Here is a 17,549-nt window from a genome sequence, read left to right as displayed (position 1 = left end):
AACCGCGTAAGCCGCTGTCGCCGGGTCAGTGGTGGCGCATTATAGGCACTTATCCGCCGCTGACAAGCGCTAAATGCTAAAAAAATATCGTTCGATTAAAAATAAACCAAAAAAACGTTTTGCGTATGATTTACATGCAAGAAACGCGGGTTATGCACACAACTTCCACATACATAGAAAGGGAGAGATATCACCCTCTCTCCTTTTTCTGCCCACCACTCGTGGAATATCATCCTTGATGAGCAACAATATCCTCACCTTCGACGTCGAGTGTTATTGCTTTCCCAGGGAGTAATTTCCCGGAAAGTATTTGCTGAGCCAATGGGTTTTCAATCAGTTGCTGTATTGCCCTTTTTAGCGGACGGGCACCATAAACGGGATCGAAACCTATTTTACCCAGCAATTCCAACGCGGGCTCAGTAATAGTCACGTGGTATCCGCGTTCTTCAAGCCGTTTATATAAACGCTGCAACTGTATCTGAGCAATCGACATAATGTGCGCCTTTCCTAATGGATGAAACACCACAACCTCATCAATACGGTTGATAAACTCAGGACGGAAGCTGTGGCTGACAACCTCCAGCACCATGTCTCGCATCTCGGCATATCCACGTTCCCCAAAACGCTCCTGGATCAGATCGGACCCCAGGTTCGAAGTCATGATGACCACAGTATTGCGAAAATCAACGGTACGACCTTGTCCATCGGTCAATCGACCATCATCAAGCACTTGCAGCAAGATATTGAACACATCAGGATGCGCTTTTTCAATTTCATCCAGCAGGATCACCGAATAAGGACGACGACGAACGGCCTCTGTCAGATAGCCGCCTTCTTCATAGCCCACATATCCCGGTGGCGCCCCCACCAGACGCGAGACGGAATGTTTCTCCATAAATTCTGACATATCAATGCGCACCATGGCATCATCACTATCAAACAGGAATGAAGCCAATGTCTTGCACAGTTCAGTTTTACCGACGCCAGTTGGCCCAAGGAACAAAAAGGAACCAATAGGCCGATTGGGATCGGATAACCCGGCCCGGCTACGGCGGATCGAATTCGATACCGCTTCAACGGCTTCATTTTGTCCGATAACGCGCTGGTGCAACTCCTGCTCCATTCGCAGCAGTTTTTCACGTTCACTTTCAAGCATTCGGGATACGGGGATCCCCGTCCAACGAGCGAGTACTTCCGCAATTTCGGCGTCCGTCACTCGGTTACGCAGCAAATGCATGGTCTTGCCCTCAAGCGAGGTCGCAGCAGCTAATTCCTTTTCCAGTTCAGGGATTTTGCCGTATTGCAGTTCGGACATTCGTCCCAAATCCCCCTGACGACGAGCTTGCTCAAGCGCGATCTTCGCTTGTTCCAAAGACGCCTTAATATTTTGCGTGCCAGTAAGTGATGCTTTTTCAGCTTTCCACTCTTCTTCCAGCTTGGAGTATTCACGCTCTTTTTGTTCAAGCTCGGCATTCAGTAGCTCCAGACGCTTCTGACTGGCCTCGTCAGATTCTTTCTTCAACGCCTGCTGCTCCAGTTTTAATTGGATAATCCGGCGATCCAGGCGATCCAATGGTTCAGGCTTCGAGTCGATTTGGATACGGATACTGGAAGCGGCTTCATCAATCAGGTCAATCGCCTTATCCGGCAACTGACGATCGGCGATATAACGGTGCGACAACGTTGCGGCCGCGACAATCGCCGGGTCGGTGATCTGCACATGGTGATGCAGTTCATAACGTTCTTTAAGGCCACGCAAAATTGCAATCGTGTCTTCTACCGTTGGCTCGGCTACAAACACTTTCTGAAACCGACGTTCCAGAGCAGCATCTTTTTCAATATATTGTCGATACTCATCCAGCGTTGTGGCGCCGACGCAGTGCAATTCACCACGGGCCAACGCCGGCTTAAGCATATTACCGGCGTCCATGGCGCCATCGGCTTTACCGGCCCCAACCATCGTATGAAGCTCGTCAATAAACAGGATGACGTTGCCTTCCTGTTTGGATAAATCATTAAGTACGCCTTTCAAGCGCTCTTCGAATTCGCCCCGATACTTGGCGCCCGCTACCAGCGAACCCATATCCAACGACAGGACGCGTTTGTTTTTCAATCCTTCAGGCACTTCGCCATTCACGATACGTTGCGCTAATCCTTCGACAATGGCGGTTTTACCTACACCTGGCTCACCAATCAGCACCGGGTTGTTTTTGGTCCGGCGTTGCAAAACCTGAATGGTGCGGCGAATTTCTTCATCGCGGCCAATAACCGGGTCAAGCTTGCCTTGTTCAGCGCGTTCGGTGAGATCGATAGTGAATTTTTTCAATGCCTGACGTTGATCTTCCGCTCCCTGATCATTCACCTGCTCGCCCCCTCTTACCTGCTCAATGGCTTTAGTCACGCTTTGCTGCGTCGCTCCGGCATTTTTCAACACATCACTTAACGTACTGTGTGATTCCAAAACCGCCAGCACAAAAAGTTCTGAGGAAATAAACGTATCTCCGCGCTTTTGCGCCAATTTATCGCACACATTTAAGGTACGAACCAATTCGCTGGACGGTTGGACATCACCGCCCGTCCCCTCAACTTGAGGTAAACGTGAGATTGCCTGATCGATTTCATTTTTCAATCGGGACAGATTGGCACCTGCCGCTGTCAACAACGGACTTACCGTACCGCCTTCCTGATTAAGCAATGCGCTCATCAGATGGAGTGGTTCAATAAATTGATGGTCGCGCCCGAGGGCTAGAGATTGGGCATCGGCGAGAGCAAGTTGAAATTTGTTGGTAAGACGATCCAGACGCATAACTCCTCCCATACACTGGTCAAAACTGCTACTGGAGATTAAATGAGGTCATCCCTCAATAATTTCAAGGTTATTTTGCCAGTAGTGATGAGGTTTAAATGTTACTTGCCATGGACCGTCTTAATTCAATAGGTTATATCAGCCAGATTAAACTTGCCATACGGCCAGTCACGCCATCGCGTCGATATGAGAAAAATTTTTGCGGTTCGCTTACAGTACAAAAATTTCCGCCAAAAATTTGAGTCATGCCGCAGGCCTGTAAACGTTGTCGCGCGAGTTGATATATATCGGCAAAAAACTTCTCCCCATAGGGCCTGAATGCAGATACGGCCAACGCATCACGCTGGATGAACGCCTCCCGTACTTCCGGCCCGACTTCAAAGGCATCAGGCCCAATCGCGGGTCCCAGCCAGGCCATAATCCGTGACGGCTTAGCCTGAAAACCGGAAAGCGTTTCTTCCAGTACGCCTTCGCACAATCCGCGCCAACCGGCATGAGCGGCGGCAACTTCATTACCGGCGATTGAGCAGAATAATACCGGCAGACAGTCAGCCGTCATTACCGCGCAAACCTGATCTTTATGATCGGTATAAGCGGCATCGCCACGGACAGCAAGCGGCGGGGCATCACCGATCCGAATCACTTGCGTACTATGAACCTGCTCCAACCAGTGGGGCGTAGACGGCAAGGCGGCCTCTTCCACCAGAATCTGCCGATTCCGCGTCACTTTTTCTCCATCATCACCAACATGGTTTCCCAGATTCAGCGCATCATATGGAGGCAAGCTGATGCCGCCGAAACGGGTGGTACTACAGGCTCGGACATTTTCCGGTAAAGGCCAGTCAGGATATATCAGCATGGTTTCATCACCAATCAAGTTGATCCTGGAACGCTTGGGTATCCGCTTTTAATGCATCGATCAGATCGACCATATCCTGCGGCAAAGGCGCATGCCATTCCATTTGTATCCCGCTCACCGGATGATACAAACGCAGCATGGTTGCATGCAGAGCCTGCCGGTCAAAATTGCGCAACACAGAGATGAACGCATCCGATGCCCCTTTCGGCGGTCGCGGGCGACCGCCATATAAAGGATCGCCGACTAACGGATGGTTGATATGCGCCATATGTACGCGAATCTGGTGGGTTCGTCCGGTTTCCAGCCGCAAACGTAACCGCGTATGCGCTCTGAAATGTTCCATAATGCGATAGTGCGTCACCGCAGGTTTTCCCATCGGATGAACGGCCATGTGCGTCCGCTTGGTTGAATGGCGGGCTATCGGTTCATCGACCGAGCCACCCGCCGTCATATTACCGATGGCGACAGCCTCATACTCACGCGTAATGTCCCGCGCCTGTAATGATTCCACCAGATGCGTCTGCGCCGGTACGGTCTTCGCCACAACCATTAAGCCAGTGGTGTCCTTGTCGAGCCGGTGAACGATACCGGCTCTGGGAACATCAATAATTTCAGGATAATAGTGTAGCAACGCATTTAATACCGTACCATCTGGGTTCCCCGCGCCAGGGTGCACAACCAAATCACGGGGCTTGTTAATCACGAGAATGTCCTGATCTTCATACACGATATCCAGAGCGATATCCTGTGCTTCCCAGCGTGCCTCTTCCTCAATCAGCGCATCAATTGCCACCCATTCGCCGCCCAACACTTTCTCTTTTGGCTTATTGATTACATTGCCGTTAATCTGTACCCGGTTCTCAAGAATCCACTCTTTTATACGAGATCGTGAATAATCAGGGAACAATTCGGCCAAAGCCTGATCTAAACGTTGTCCGAGTTGAGATTCGGCCACCGTTGCGGTGAGTTGTACTTGTTGTGCCATAGTTGCAGCTTCTTCGTTAACGTTGGGTTTTCACGGCGACGCCGTTTAAAATAATGTACTATTGTAGCTGGTCTAAATCGGGAGCTTCACGGACAGTCTCCCGGAATAACACTCTGAGGATAATCAAAACGTCATGACGCGTATGAAATATCTGGTGGCTGCCGCCACGTTGAGCCTGGCGCTGGCTGGTTGCTCCAGCAATTCCAAGGATGCGGTTCCTGACAGTCCGCCATCTGAACTGTATGCCAATGCGCAACAAAAACTGCAAGACGGCAACTTTAGGGCAGCCATCACACAGTTGGAAGCACTCGATAACCGCTATCCATTTGGCCCGTATTCACAGCAGGTTCAGTTGGATTTGATTTACGCCTATTACAAATCCGCCGAATTACCGCTGGCCCAGGCCTCGATCGATCGTTTCCTGCGGTTAAATCCTACACATCCAAACGTTGATTATGTCTTGTACATGCGTGGCCTGACGGATATGGCCCTGGACGACAGCGCACTGCAAGGTTTTTTTGGCGTTGATCGTTCTGACCGCGATCCCCAATATGCCCGCGCCGCTTTCCGTGACTTTAGCAAGCTGATTCAGGGTTACCCCAATAGTCAGTATGCGACCGACGCCAACAAACGTATGGTCTATCTGAAAGAACGTTTGGCCAAATATGAACTTTCCGTCGCGCAATACTACACGAAACGCAGCGCTTATGTGGCAGTAGTTAATCGTGTTGAGCAAATGCTGCGTGATTATCCAGACACCAAAGCGACGAAAGACGCCTTACCGCTAATGGAAAACGCCTATCGCGAGCTTCAGCTTGCTGCTCAGGCAGACAAGGTGGCTAAAATCATCGCGGCGAACCCATCTTAAGCGTGATCGACAGCAAACATACCAAACGGCAACTCAGGTTGCCGTTTTTTACAGGAGGAAACCGGTGCTCGGAAAGGAATGGAAAAGCAGAAAATTGATGGCTGACCACAGTATATCTTTTCGATAATGACATAGCCTATCCTCCCCCTCAAGTACTTCCCAACAATTCCAGCGGACAGTTCACAAATCACGTTTTATTGACTTAACGTGACAAAAAAAAGTGATCAAAATCACCATTTTTGTCGCAACTCGCGTTATGCTGAAATTATCCAAGACGGACATAGGCAGAGAGGTAAGTTATATGACGATCAATATTACCAGTAAGCAAATGGATATCACCCCCGCAATACGTCAGCATGTCGAAGACCGTCTTTCTAAACTGGATAAGTGGCAGGCTCACCTGATTAATCCACACATCATTCTGTCAAAAGAACCCCAGGGGTTCATTGCAGACGCAACAATCAGTACACCAAACGGGCCGTTGGTCGCCAGCGCTAAACATGAGGATATGTATGTCGCTGTTAATGACCTCATCGCCAAACTTGAGCGTCAATTGAACAAAGTTCAGCACAAAGGGGAAGCCCGTCGAGCCGCCACTGGCGTCAAAGACGCTAATCTGCAAATTATTCAGGAAGAATAATTTTCTCCTTCTCGCTTACTTAACGCGCCTGATGGCGCGTTTTTGTATTGACAGGATGAAAAGCCAACCGTTAACTTATCTGTTATTGTTTTTTACGTAACTCCATTTCATACCGGATCAACATGACCTATTCACCGTTTTTCTTCGTATTCTTTTTCACCTTCCCCTGATTTGGGAGGCGATTCGTCACACGACCAGGAATACGAAGACGAACAAAAAGCCTCCTGATAGCAGGAGGCTTTTTTTTTATGGCGAACGCTCCCTGCGGGCAGTCGCAAACGACGTTAAAAACGCTCCAGGCAGTTTTTTATACGAACAGAGAACACATACATCATGACCGATAATCCACTACTGGTACTCCGCGAGCGCATCAGCGAACTCGACCTGAAACTGATTGAGTTATTGGCCCAAAGGCGTGAGTTGGCGCTCGACGTTGCTCGCAGTAAACTGCATTCTAATCGCCCAATCCGTGATAAAGAGCGCGAACGTGATTTACTCGATACACTGACCACAGCCGGGAAAAAACATAATATTGATGGTCACTATATCACCCGCTTGTTCCAGTTGATTATTGAAGACTCGGTTCTGACGCAACAGGCGCTCTTGCAGCACCATCTCAACCAGACGACATCCCGCTCAGCCCGTATCGCGTTCCTTGGTCCCAAGGGCTCCTACTCGCATCTGGCGGCGCGTCAATATGCCGCCCGGCATTTTGAACAACCTATCGAATGCGGCTGTCATAAATTCCAGGACATTTTCAATATGGTGGAAACCGGTCAGGCCGACTACGCTGTGCTGCCGATCGAAAATACCAGTTCGGGATCTATTAATGATATTTATGACCTGTTGCAACATACTGGGCTATCGATTGTCGGTGAGTTAACTAACCCCATTGACCACTGTGTTTTAGTGGCGACCAAAACCAGTCTAGAGCAAATCGAAACCGTTTATAGTCATCCTCAGCCATTTCAGCAATGCAGTCACTTTATCAACCGCTTTCCTCACTGGAAAATCGAGTACTGTGAAAGTACCGCTGCCGCAATGGAAAAAGTGGCAACGCTCAACTCACCGCACGCCGCCGCTCTCGGTAGCGAAGCTGGCGGCTTGCTCTACCAATTACAGGCACTGGAACATAATCTGGCAAATCAAACGCAAAATATTACCCGTTTTATTGTTCTTGCCCGCAAGCCGATTGAAGTCTCCGAACAAGTTCCCGCCAAGACTACGCTGATCATGGCGACAGGTCAGCAATCCGGTGCGCTGGTTGAAGCACTGCTGGTGCTGCGCGACCACGGTATCGTGATGAGCAAACTGGAGTCGCGTCCGATTAACGGTAATCCCTGGGAAGAGATGTTCTATATTGATGTGCAGGCCAATCTCCGCAGCGCGTCGATGCAGAAGGCTTTGAAAGAATTAATGTCTATTACCCGCTCACTGAAAGTCCTGGGTTGCTACCCCAGTGAGAACGTGATCCCTGTCGACCCGGCCTAATAAAAAATGCCATCCTGATAAACGACAGGATGGCATCTCGGTGGTATAAACGTACTTAAAAGTGTTTACTGACGAATATCATTAGCCTGACGTAATAATGTCCGACTTTCAGACTGGAATCGTTTTGCGTAGTCACCAAACCAATGCTCGACCCTCTCAAAACTGCGGATGAACTCGGCTTTATCACCACGCTCCAATAATGCTATCGCTTCACCGAAGCGTTTGTAATATCGTTTAATCAGCGCCAGATTATTCTCGGAAGACATAATAATATCCGCGTACAACTGCGGATCCTGAGCGAACAAACGTCCAACCATAATCAATTCCAGACGATAGATCGGGGATGAAAGCGCCAGCAATTGGTCCAACTCGACATTCTCTTCCGCCAGATGCAGGCCATACGCAAATGTTGCGAAGTGGCGCAGCGCCTGGATAAACATCATGTTCTGATCGTGCTCCACCGCGCTAATGCGATGTAAACGGGCGCCCCACACCTGAATCTGTTCCAACAGCCACTGATAAGCTTCCGGCTGACGACCATCGCAATAGACTACGACCTGCTTGGCCAGACTACCATTATCCGGGCCAAACATCGGGTGTAACCCAAGTACCGGCCCTTGATGCACAGCCAGCATAGCTTGCAACGGCCCGTTTTTTACCGATGCCAGATCAACAAGAATACAATCATCCGGCAGCTTAGGCAGACGAGCGATCACCTGTTCAGTAACATGAATCGGGACACTGACAATCACCATGCCCGCATCAGACAACAAACTTTCCGCCTGAGGCCAGTCGTCCTGTTCCAAAATTCTGACCTGATATCCTGATAAGATCAGCATTTTCTCAAACATCTTACCCATCTGCCCACGACCGCCGATGATGACCACTGGGCGTAGTGATGGGCATAACGTTTTAAATCCCTTATCGTTTTCACTGGAATAAGATTCGCGCATCACCCGACGCAATATATCCTCAATCAGATCAGGCGGAACACCCAATAACTCAGCCTCTTTACGACGCGAACTGAACATCGCCGCCTCACGGTCAGGGACATAAATCGGCAAACCATACCGACTTTTTACTTCACCGACTTCCGCCACTAAACGCAACCGACGTGATAACAGCGCCAACAGATCTTTATCTACCTCGTCTATCCGATCACGTAATGCGGTCAGTTCAGCCACCATATCCGTTACTCTCCTGAATGTTTTACTCGTGCGCCAAGCTCGTGGTGTACTGAGCGCAGCAGTGCTTCTGTCCTTTCCCAACTGATGCAGGCATCCGTTACGGACACGCCATAACGCATGTCGGAACGCGGCTGCTCTGAGGACTGGCTACCTTCATTGAGGTGGCTCTCAAGCATTAAGCCAATAATGGAACGATTTCCCGCTTTAATCTGTTCAATTGCGGATTCCACCACCAGAGGTTGGCGACGGTAGTCTTTATTGGAATTGCCATGACTACAATCTATCATCAGGGCAGGTTTCAGTCCCGCTTCCCGCATCTGTTTTTCACACTCGGCGACATCTTGCGCGCTGTAGTTCGGCTTTTTACCGCCACGCAGAATCACATGCCCATCGGCATTGCCTTGAGTTTGTAACAGACAAACCTGTCCGGTCTGGTTAATCCCCATAAAACGGTGGGGCATGGCGGCGGCTCTCATCGCGTTGATCGCTGTTCCCAGACTGCCGTCGGTGCCATTTTTAAAACCAACCGGCATTGACAAACCAGAGGCCATTTCACGATGCGTTTGCGATTCAGTGGTGCGCGCGCCAATCGCAGACCAACTGAACAAATCCCCCAGATATTGAGGACTATTCGGATCCAGCGCTTCAGTCGCCAGCGGCAAACCCATTTTTACCAGTTCAAGCAGTAATTCACGGGCGATATGCAAACCTGCTTCCACCTCGAATGAGCCATCCATGTAGGGATCGTTAATCAGTCCCTTCCAGCCGACAGTAGTACGTGGCTTCTCAAAATAGACCCGCATGACAATGTACAATTGGTCACTCAATTCGGCAGCAAGCGCTTGCAAACGACGGGCATATTCCAGCGCGGCGTCAGTATCATGAATAGAACAAGGTCCGCAGACAATCAGCAGACGCTCATCACGGCCATGAATAATATCTGCAATGGTTTTACGCGCCTGGGAAATCACCTGTTGTTCATCATCATTTAGCGGAAATTTGGCTTTTAACTGCTCTGGGGTAATCAGTACCTGCTCTTCACTGATATTGATGTTATTGAGTGAGTCTTTTTGCATTTTTATATTCCTGACAAGTTCTGTATGTCTGTAAGTGCGAATACGATCCACACATGATGTGTACACCATAGCATGAACCGTAAATAATTCAATACACATCTGTAAATTTAAAATTACCGCAATAGAGTTTGTATTAATTCTCACTTCTCCATTCATCCATGCCAATTACATGTATGAATAATGATAGAATCGTGGCAACAAGGGGGAGGACGATGTTAAAAGCCATAATCATTGACGACGAACAGTTAGCGCGTGAAGAATTGTCTTTGCTGCTGGAAAACGAACCTGATATCACGATTATCGCTCAATGCAGTAATGCACTTGAAGCGATACCGGCTATTCATCGCCTGCAACCTGATGTGGTCTTTCTGGACATACAGATGCCCAAAATCAGTGGGCTGGAATTGGTCGCTATGCTGGACCCAGAAAACATGCCTTATGTCGTGTTTGTAACCGCTTATGATGAATACGCGGTTCGTGCTTTCGAAGAACATGCGTTCGATTATTTGCTAAAGCCTCTTGATGCCCAACGTCTTGCCAAGACCCTGAATAGGTTACGTCGCGGCACAAGCGTAAATAAAAATGTACAATCTATCGCCGAACCCTATCTTCGCCATATTCCTTGCACCGGACATAACCGAATTTTTTTGCTCAAAGTCGATGAGGTCGAATACTTCAGTTCTGAGCTAAGCGGCGTACATGTTGTTGGCGTAAGTCAATCTGGTTACACTCAACTTTCCCTTAAGACGCTGGAAGAAAAAACGACTTTTGTGCGGTGTCACCGCAAATATATGGTGAACACCGAGCTTCTGAAAGAAATCCAATTGATGGAAAACGGGGCGGCAGAAGTCCTCACCCATACGGGCAAACATATTCCGGTCAGTCGCCGTTATTTGAAGCTATTAAAAGAAAAATTAGGTATCGCTTAAAATAAACGTTTTTTGGTTTGAGATTGCTACTCACAAAAGGTTTCATTATGAAATACAGTTACTTTTTAGCTGTAATTCTTTTTATGGCCGGTTGTCAAAGTCCTCTGCCTTCTTTATCCCGAGGGGAGGCAAGCTTTTGGTACGATGTTGGCTACAAAGACGCCATATCTGGCCGGGTGGTGAAAGACAACGACACTCTGCAAGAGTGGTTTGGCAACCCTGAGATCGATCGTGACGCCTATTTGCGCGGCTATAGCGCAGGACAGACGGTCTTCTGCCGTCCCGCCAACATGACAGCGTGGGGAAAATCAGGCAAGAATTTCCCGGCCAGTTGCGATGGCGTCACGAATGCCGAGCAGTTACGCAAACAATGGCAGCAAAACATGGGGTAAAATCACCGTAGTTTAACGTTTATCCCCCAACTCAATAGTACGGGCTGCCGCTACTTAGACCTGTAAGAATTTAGTGATAAAATTCAGCAGCAGATTAGCGATATCACCATACCGGCATGAAACCATGTCGAAAAATCACACCTTACTAATGGAGTAGTAATATGTCCGAACCAGGCCAACCTTCTTCCTCAGCTCTGCTTTCTCATTCTCATCAGCATGAGATATCCGATGATAATCTCGATAGCCTGCTGGCAGCGGAACAGGAGCGGATTCGTCAATCAGATCCGCTCCCCGGCGCCACGATAGAACAGCAGATTGCCATACTGGAAGAGCTTGCAACCTTTGAACTGGGGCGCTTTCTACTGAAACATCGCGGATTAAATGCTTATTGGACACATCATCTGGTAACTCACCGCAACAATGCCCCCGGCACGCAATTCTCTGGCCAACTTGAAGCGTTGCTTTATGAACAGTTGCCAAGCGCACTGGCAACCCGCGAACGATTTGGCATTTTTCAGCAACAGTTACAAGAGCGGGTGTCCAACGGTATTGTCATGGCCTCGGTTCCTTGTGGATTTATGGGTGACTTATTGCTGCTTGACTACAGCAATCATCAGGATGTGACGCTGATTGGCGTCGATCTGGATCGTCAGGCGCTGGAAGGCGCATATAAACTGGCGCAGCAACAAGGTCTGGAAAAACACCTGTCTCTTCACTGCCATGATGCCTGGTCGCTCGATCTGGGAACCGGTGTCGATGTGTTAACCAGTAATGGCCTTAACATATACGAACCAGATGATGAGCGTGTTACCGCATTATACCGCGCATTTTTTACTGGCCTGAAACCGGGTGGGGTACTGGTAAGCAGCTTTATGACTCCCCCACCGCTGCTGTCTCCCGATTCGCCCTGGAGAGATGCCGACCCAGCTATGCTTGCTTTTCAGCACCTGCTTTTCTCACGCATTCTTAATGCCAAGTGGACAGCATTTCGCACATATGAACAAACTCGAACCCAGTTGGAAAAGGCGGGATTCAGCGATATTCAGTTTATCGACGATCGTATGCGAATGTTTCCAACCATCATTGCCCGCAAGCCCGACTAACCCCACCGGTTAATCCATCAATGAAAAAGGGTTCGCCACTGGCGAACCCTTGATAACTAACCACTTTCGGATGTTGCGAAAGCGCGCTATTAGTTAAGACGCTCTTTGATACGGGCAGACTTACCAGTGCGTTCACGCAGGTAGTACAGTTTGGCTTTACGGACGGCGCCACGACGTTTGACAGCGATGCTGTCAACGACAGGAGAATGTGTTTGGAAAACACGTTCTACGCCTTCGCCGTTAGAAATCTTACGAACAGTGAATGCAGAATGCAGACCGCGGTTACGAATAGCGATAACCACGCCCTCGAATGCCTGCAGACGTTTTTTGCTGCCTTCAACAACCCATACCTTCACTTCTACGGTATCACCCGGACGAAATGCAGGTACGTCCTGCTTCATCTGCTCTTGTTCAATTTGCTTAATAATGTTGCTCATAATATGTCTCTACCCTAGGTAAACTGATATTTGGGTTCGTCTGGCGCACCAGGACGACCACCTAATACTCATGTTGCCCGGCCTGATATTCACTTTGGAATTCAGCCAGCAACGTTGCTTGCTCGTCAGTCAGAGCTAGGCTTTTCAGAAGTTCAGGTCTTCTAAGCCAGGTTCGGCCCAGCGACTGCTTCAAACGCCAGCGACGAATCTCGGCATGATTTCCTGACAACAACACTGCCGGAACATCCATGCCAGCCAACACTTCAGGACGAGTAAAATGTGGACAATCCAGCAACCCATCCGCAAAAGAATCTTCTTCTGCCGATGCCTGATGACCCAGCACACCCGGTATAAAACGGGCAACCGAATCAATCAGCGCCATTGCCGGTAGTTCTCCACCGCTGAGTACGTAATCACCGATTGACCATTCTTCATCAATTTCGGTTTTAATTACGCGCTCATCAATTCCCTCGTACCGTCCACAAACCAGAATCATTTTCTGATTGGTGGCGAGTTGACGCACGCCTTGCTGATCTAATTTACGGCCCTGAGGTGATAAATAAATCACTCTGGCACCTTCGCCTGCCGCTGCTTTTGCTGCGTGGATCGCATCCCGTAAAGGCTGCACCATCATCAGCATTCCGGGACCGCCGCCATAAGGCCGATCGTCCACGGTGCGATGCCGATCGTAAGCGAAGTCCCGCGGACTCCAGTACTGTACGCTCAGCAGGCCATTTTTAACTGCCCGGCCAGTGACTCCGTAATCAGTAATTGCGCGGAACATCTCTGGAAACAGGCTGATAACCCCAATCCACATTGTCTCGTTCCACTTAGTACTACTGGTCAGATCAGAGTTCAAAAACCAGGATCCCAATCTACTTCAATCGTTTGAGCAGAAAGGTCAACATGCTTGACAACCTGTTCAGTGAGGAACGGAACCAACCGCTCCTTGACCCCGAATGCATCTTTCAGGTTAGCCTTTATTACCATCACGTCGTTTGAACCAGTTTCCATCATATCGATGACTTTACCCAGTTGATAACCCGTTGAGGTCACGACCTGACAGCCAATAAGATCCTTCCAATAATAATCACCTTCATCCAAGGCAGGCAATTGCGTCGAATCTACGACAATGTCGCAATTAGTCAGCAGATTGGCCGACTCACGATCGTCAACACCATCAATCTTGATGATTAGATCCTGATTGTGATGTTTCCAGCTTTCGATCTCGATAAGCTGCCAACCACTTTTTGCCTGGATAAACCAAGGTTGATAATCAAAAATGCTTTCGGCATCTTCGGTGGATGAAAATACTCTGAGCCAACCACGGATGCCATAAGTCGATCCCAATTTTCCCAATACAATGGGATTAACGGGCGCTTTCGGACTAAGTTGCTTGCTCATTGCCACCACCGCAACAGATTATGCTGCTTTTTTAGCGTCTTTGATCAGCGAAGATACGCGATCAGACACTGTTGCACCCAGACCAATCCAATGCTCGATACGGTCCAGATCCAAACGCAGAGCTTCTGCCTGACCTGTTGCGATCGGGTTGAAGAAGCCTACGCGTTCAATGAAGCGACCATCGCGCGCATTGCGGCTATCGGTCACGACGACTTGATAGAACGGGCGTTTTTTCGCGCCGCCACGTGCCAAACGAATTGTTACCATAACATCCTCTTTAGTTAATAAAACAACCGGGCCCCATCGAGGAACGGGGCCCAGTGTGTCATATAAAAAGCCCCAAAATTTTACTCATTTTGGCGCAGAAAGCAATCTAAAGCGTAAAAAGCTGGCGATACCTGGTATTCACCGTTGGATTTCCGCCATTAACGCCCCGGGAATCCCGGCGGCATCATGCCTTTCATACCGCGCATCATCTTAGCCAGACCACCGCTTTTCATTTTCTTCATCATACGCTGCATATCATCAAACTGCTTGAGCAGGCGGTTGACGTCCTGAACCTGCATCCCCGATCCCATCGCAATACGACGTTTCCGGGAACCTTTGATAATTTCCGGCTTGGCCCGCTCCTGACGTGTCATCGAGTTGATAATCGCTTCCATACGGACCAGCACTTTATCATCCATCTGAGATTTGACGTTATCAGGCAATTGCCCCATTCCTGGCATTTTGCTCATCATACTGGCCATACCGCCCATATTGCGCATCTGCTTGAGTTGGTCAAGAAAATCGGTCAGATCAAAACCGTCGCCTTTCTTCAGCTTTTGCGCCAACTTTTCTGCCTGGCTACGATCAACCTTGCTTTCGATATCCTCGATCAGGGAAAGCATATCTCCCATGCCGAGAATACGGGAGGCGATACGTTCAGGATAAAAAGGTTCCAATGCCTCGGTTTTTTCGCCAACTCCCAGGAATTTGATCGGCTTGCCGGTAATATGGCGGATCGACAACGCGGCGCCGCCGCGTGCATCGCCGTCAACTTTGGTCAGTACCACGCCAGTTAATGGCAATGCTTCATTAAACGCTTTCGCCGTGTTCGCCGCATCCTGACCAGTCATGGCATCGACAACAAACAGTGTTTCCACCGGATTGATCGCCGCATGAACCTGTTTGATCTCGTCCATCATGGCGTCATCAACATGGAGACGCCCTGCGGTATCGACTAATAGCACATCATAGAATTTCAGTTTGGCATGCTGTAACGCACGACTCACAATATCAATCGGCTTTTCCTGTGCCGTTGATGGGAAAAAATCGACGCCAATCGATTCAGCCAGCGTTTCCAACTGCCTGATGGCCGCAGGACGATAAACGTCCGCAGAAACAACCAGCACCTTTTTCTTCTGTTTTTCTTTGAGGAATTTACCCAGTTTACCGACGCTGGTGGTTTTACCTGCGCCCTGCAAACCGGCCATCAGCACCACGGCAGGCGGCTGCGCCGCAAGATCCAACGCCTCATTGCTCTCGCCCATCGCATTGACGAGCTCATTTTTGACGATTTTGACGAACTCTTGACCTGGCGTCAGGCTCTTGTTGACCTCATGCCCTACCGCGCGTTCTTTGACGCGATTAATAAAATCGCGAACAACCGGTAAAGCGACGTCGGCTTCCAGCAACGCCATGCGAACTTCACGCAGCGTTTCTTTAATATTGTCTTCAGTCAACCGCCCACGGCCGCTGATATTGCGCAATGTGCGCGATAGTCGATCGGTTAAATTTTCAAACATATCTCATGCTCAACGAATGACAAGCCGCAAGCCGCGACGCGAATAGCCAGATTATAACACGAAAGCGCCGACGATCTCAGCGGCTCGAACGGAGAACAGTTGGTCCCCAGTGAGACTAACGCTATACTGATTCTTCATTTTACTTAGTTGATGTTCAATAACCTACTTGTATGTCTGTTTTCGCTATTGTGGCGCTGGCCGCCTACACACTCAGCCTCGGACTGATCATTCCCAGTCTGCTACGCCAGAACAGTGCATATCGTCGGCTGGCGATACTTTCGGCCAGCGTTGCGCTTATCTGTCATGCAGTGGCGCTTTATCAACGCATTTTTGATGTTCAGGCTGGTCAAAATCTCAGTTTGTTAAACATTGCCTCTCTTGTCAGCCTGATTATATGTACCGTGATGACCATTGTTGCCTCACGCAACCGCGGATGGTTTTTGCTCCCGATCGTTTATACGTTCGCATTAATCAATCTGGCTTTTGCCAGCTTTATGCCGGGAGAGTTCATAACGCATCTGGAAGAGACGCCGGGGCTGATGTTCCACATTAGCCTGGCGCTGTTTTCTTACGCCACCTTGCTAATTGCCGCGCTTTACGCGTTACAACTCGCCTGGCTGGATTATCTGTTAAAAAATAAAAAGCTGGGATTTGCCGCCGATATGCCGCCATTAATGAGCATCGAGCGGAAAATGTTCCATATTACGCAGGTCGGCGTCATTCTGTTGACACTGACGCTTTGTACGGGATTGTTCTACATGGATGACGTGATCGGCAACAAAGAAAATCTGCATAAAGCCGTGTTTTCTTTATTTGCCTGGTTCATCTATATCCTGCTGCTCTGGGGACATTATCATGAAGGTTGGCGTGGACGACGCGTGGTCTGGTTCAGCCTGCTGGGAGCGCTATTGTTAACCCTTTCCTACTTCGGCAGCAGAGTCATACAGCATTTCGTTGCGGCTTGAACTCTTACCCCAAAATAAAAAGAGAGCCAACTTCCGGCTCTCTTTTTATTTTGGCATGCTGAATCTGATATCACTAGATGTGCAATTCTGCCAGTTTATCTTTCGGCAGCGCCAAATCGTCGTTCTGGTTGATGCCTATATCATGGTCCAGAATATGCTGTGCGATTTCCTGAGCTTCCGTCAGAGAATGCATTTCATAGGTTCCGCACTGATATTCATTCAGTTCTGGGATCTTTCGCTGATCAGTTACTTTCAGCACATCGGCCATTGCCGCTTTCCAGGCATCGGCAACACGTTGCTCTGCCGGCGTACCAATCAGGCTCATATAGAAACCGGTACGGCATCCCATCGGGGAAATATCGATGATCTCGACGCCGTCGCCATTCAGGTGGTCGCGCATGAAGCCAGCAAACAGATGCTCCAGTGTATGAATTCCGCGCTCCGGCATCACTTCAATATTAGGACGGCAGAAACGCAGGTCAAAGACCGTGATGGTATCGCCATGAGGGGTTTTCATGGTCTTGGCAACCCGTACAGCCGGCGCTGACATCCGGGTATGATCTACAGTAAAACTATCTAGTAACGGCATAACCTCACCTCCTCATAGAGAAATTTCATTT

The 17,549-nt window shown here is 49.1% G+C and carries 18 protein-coding genes and 1 other annotated feature; of the genes, 7 read left to right on the top strand and 11 right to left on the bottom strand.

Going from position 1 to position 17,549, the window contains the following annotated elements:
- Positions 1–229: 229 nt before the first annotated feature.
- From clpB to rluD, 3 genes are all read right to left on the bottom strand, one after another.
- The gene (gene clpB / locus NC856_RS16835; RefSeq protein WP_264091605.1) at positions 230–2,806 is read right to left on the bottom strand and encodes an ATP-dependent chaperone ClpB; all 2,577 of its coding nucleotides are present in this window, start codon (positions 2,804–2,806) and stop codon (positions 230–232) included.
- A 133-nt stretch (positions 2,807–2,939) separates the two neighbouring features.
- Positions 2,940–3,665 (bottom strand): purine nucleoside phosphorylase YfiH, encoded by a 726-nt coding sequence (yfiH, locus tag NC856_RS16830; RefSeq protein ID WP_264091604.1) that lies wholly within the window; start codon positions 3,663–3,665, stop codon positions 2,940–2,942.
- Positions 3,666–3,672: 7 nt separating this feature from the next.
- A complete protein-coding gene (gene rluD / locus NC856_RS16825) occupies positions 3,673–4,650 on the bottom strand; it encodes a 23S rRNA pseudouridine(1911/1915/1917) synthase RluD (protein ID WP_264091603.1) in 978 nt (325 codons plus the stop codon).
- A 133-nt stretch (positions 4,651–4,783) separates the two neighbouring features.
- On the opposite strand from rluD, the gene bamD reads away from it, so the two are divergent.
- From bamD to pheA, 3 genes are all read left to right on the top strand, one after another.
- Positions 4,784–5,518: an outer membrane protein assembly factor BamD gene (bamD, locus tag NC856_RS16820; protein ID WP_264091602.1), complete on the top strand. Its 735-nt coding sequence runs from the start codon at positions 4,784–4,786 to the stop codon at positions 5,516–5,518.
- Between the two features lie 301 nt (positions 5,519–5,819).
- Positions 5,820–6,158 (top strand): ribosome-associated translation inhibitor RaiA, encoded by a 339-nt coding sequence (raiA, locus tag NC856_RS16815; RefSeq protein WP_264091601.1) that lies wholly within the window; start codon positions 5,820–5,822, stop codon positions 6,156–6,158.
- A 121-nt stretch (positions 6,159–6,279) separates the two neighbouring features.
- Positions 6,280–6,406: a sequence feature (Phe leader region), on the top strand.
- 85 nt (positions 6,407–6,491) lie between these two features.
- Positions 6,492–7,649 carry a bifunctional chorismate mutase/prephenate dehydratase gene (gene pheA / locus NC856_RS16810; protein ID WP_264091600.1) on the top strand — a complete coding sequence of 386 codons (1,158 nt, stop codon included), beginning with the start codon at positions 6,492–6,494 and terminating at the stop codon, positions 7,647–7,649.
- Positions 7,650–7,714: 65 nt separating this feature from the next.
- Here the strand turns inward: pheA and tyrA are convergent, their stop codons facing one another.
- Complete coding sequence (gene tyrA, locus NC856_RS16805) at positions 7,715–8,836, bottom strand: bifunctional chorismate mutase/prephenate dehydrogenase (protein ID WP_264091599.1); 1,122 nt, start codon at positions 8,834–8,836, stop codon at positions 7,715–7,717.
- A 5-nt stretch (positions 8,837–8,841) separates the two neighbouring features.
- Positions 8,842–9,912 carry a 3-deoxy-7-phosphoheptulonate synthase gene (locus tag NC856_RS16800; protein WP_264091598.1) on the bottom strand — a complete coding sequence of 357 codons (1,071 nt, stop codon included), beginning with the start codon at positions 9,910–9,912 and terminating at the stop codon, positions 8,842–8,844.
- 212 nt (positions 9,913–10,124) lie between these two features.
- On the opposite strand from NC856_RS16800, the gene btsR reads away from it, so the two are divergent.
- The 3 genes from btsR (at position 10,125) to NC856_RS16785 (ending at position 12,336) form a co-directional block, all read left to right on the top strand.
- Positions 10,125–10,841 carry a two-component system response regulator BtsR gene (btsR, locus tag NC856_RS16795; protein WP_264091597.1) on the top strand — a complete coding sequence of 239 codons (717 nt, stop codon included), beginning with the start codon at positions 10,125–10,127 and terminating at the stop codon, positions 10,839–10,841.
- Between the two features lie 47 nt (positions 10,842–10,888).
- Positions 10,889–11,233 (top strand): DUF2799 domain-containing protein, encoded by a 345-nt coding sequence (locus NC856_RS16790; protein ID WP_264091596.1) that lies wholly within the window; start codon positions 10,889–10,891, stop codon positions 11,231–11,233.
- Positions 11,234–11,394: 161 nt separating this feature from the next.
- A complete protein-coding gene (locus NC856_RS16785) occupies positions 11,395–12,336 on the top strand; it encodes an SAM-dependent methyltransferase (protein ID WP_264091595.1) in 942 nt (313 codons plus the stop codon).
- A gap of 89 nt (positions 12,337–12,425) precedes the next feature.
- Here the strand turns inward: NC856_RS16785 and rplS are convergent, their stop codons facing one another.
- The 5 genes from rplS to ffh all read right to left on the bottom strand — a co-directional run bounded on the left by rplS (position 12,426) and on the right by ffh (position 15,964).
- Complete coding sequence (gene rplS / locus NC856_RS16780; protein WP_009111758.1) at positions 12,426–12,773, bottom strand: 50S ribosomal protein L19; 348 nt, start codon at positions 12,771–12,773, stop codon at positions 12,426–12,428.
- 61 nt (positions 12,774–12,834) lie between these two features.
- Positions 12,835–13,590: a tRNA (guanosine(37)-N1)-methyltransferase TrmD gene (gene trmD, locus NC856_RS16775; RefSeq protein WP_264091594.1), complete on the bottom strand. Its 756-nt coding sequence runs from the start codon at positions 13,588–13,590 to the stop codon at positions 12,835–12,837.
- 38 nt (positions 13,591–13,628) lie between these two features.
- A complete protein-coding gene (gene rimM / locus NC856_RS16770; protein ID WP_264091593.1) occupies positions 13,629–14,177 on the bottom strand; it encodes a ribosome maturation factor RimM in 549 nt (182 codons plus the stop codon).
- A gap of 18 nt (positions 14,178–14,195) precedes the next feature.
- Positions 14,196–14,444: a 30S ribosomal protein S16 gene (gene rpsP, locus NC856_RS16765; RefSeq protein ID WP_113868601.1), complete on the bottom strand. Its 249-nt coding sequence runs from the start codon at positions 14,442–14,444 to the stop codon at positions 14,196–14,198.
- A 158-nt stretch (positions 14,445–14,602) separates the two neighbouring features.
- A complete protein-coding gene (gene ffh / locus NC856_RS16760; protein WP_264091592.1) occupies positions 14,603–15,964 on the bottom strand; it encodes a signal recognition particle protein in 1,362 nt (453 codons plus the stop codon).
- A 170-nt stretch (positions 15,965–16,134) separates the two neighbouring features.
- Here ffh and NC856_RS16755 point away from each other — a divergent pair, with 170 nt between their 5' ends.
- Entirely contained in the window at positions 16,135–16,929 is a 795-nt protein-coding gene (locus NC856_RS16755) for a cytochrome C assembly family protein (RefSeq protein ID WP_264091591.1), read from the top strand.
- 73 nt (positions 16,930–17,002) lie between these two features.
- Here NC856_RS16755 and luxS read toward each other — a convergent pair whose 3' ends face one another.
- Complete coding sequence (gene luxS / locus NC856_RS16750) at positions 17,003–17,518, bottom strand: S-ribosylhomocysteine lyase (protein WP_264091590.1); 516 nt, start codon at positions 17,516–17,518, stop codon at positions 17,003–17,005.
- Between the last annotated feature and the right edge of the window lie 31 nt (positions 17,519–17,549).

It is taken from the genome of Brenneria izbisi, assembly GCF_025840185.1.
GTDB classification, from domain to species: Bacteria; Pseudomonadota; Gammaproteobacteria; order Enterobacterales; family Enterobacteriaceae; genus Brenneria; species Brenneria izbisi.
This window is presented reverse-complemented; position numbering and strand designations above follow the sequence as displayed.